Source organism: Pyramidobacter piscolens W5455 (assembly GCF_000177335.1).
Taxonomy (GTDB): domain Bacteria; phylum Synergistota; class Synergistia; order Synergistales; family Dethiosulfovibrionaceae; genus Pyramidobacter; species Pyramidobacter piscolens.
The window spans coordinates 1-729 of sequence record NZ_ADFP01000032.1; the positions used below are offsets into that span (position 1 = coordinate 1).

1 protein-coding gene is annotated in these 729 nt (G+C 61.2%); it reads right to left on the bottom strand.

The features are described from left to right. Positions 1-684, bottom strand: a 684-nt coding sequence (locus HMPREF7215_RS02430; protein ID WP_009164023.1) for a hypothetical protein, incomplete at its 3' end; no start/stop codon positions are given. Positions 685-729: the final 45 nt, after the last annotated feature.

The window sequence follows — 729 nt, forward strand, 5'->3', positions numbered from 1 at the left end:
GCCGCTGCCCATGAACCGGTAAGCCCAGCGCTGCCACCGGCCGAGATCCTGCACGCTCCGGTCGATCCGGGCGCAGGCTTCCCGATAGACGCGCGCGAAGATCTGCACCTCGATGAAGCGCACCAGGTTGAAGCCGAATTCGCCGTAGATCTCTTTGACCTTTTTGAATGGAAAATCCCAGCGGGTGAAGTAGTAGTAAAGATTCTGCATGGCGATGCCGAGCGAGAGGGCGCGCACCACGAAGCCCAGCGAGGCGACGCTGATCACGTGCAGGCGCGCCAGCGCGTAGCCCGTCAGGAAGACGACGAGCGTCGTGAAGGATTTGAAGAGGCTGACGATCACCAGTTCGAGAAAGCGCCGCCGCACCTGCTCGGCCACGCGCTGTTCCCGCGCCTTTCGCATCACCGTGTCGTCGATGTAATCGGGGATTGCGTGCGTGAGGCGGTCGAACCAGCCGTCGTAGCGGCGGGCAGGCAGCGGCGCGACGGGCGCGGCGGGGAAATATTTTTCCACCAGGAAGACGCTGAGCCGGTGCGACAGGCGCTGCCGCAGCAGAATAAAACCCAGCGCGCTCAGAAGCAGCGAATGGGCGACGACGAAAGAGAGCAGAGAAGAAAGGAAATTCAGCACAGCGCACCTCGAAAGACAAAAAGTCGGCTTGCCGCCGCGGCGGTTTGTTTCCATTTTACACTGAGCTCTCGGAAATTGCGATTTTTCCCGGGAAACGGC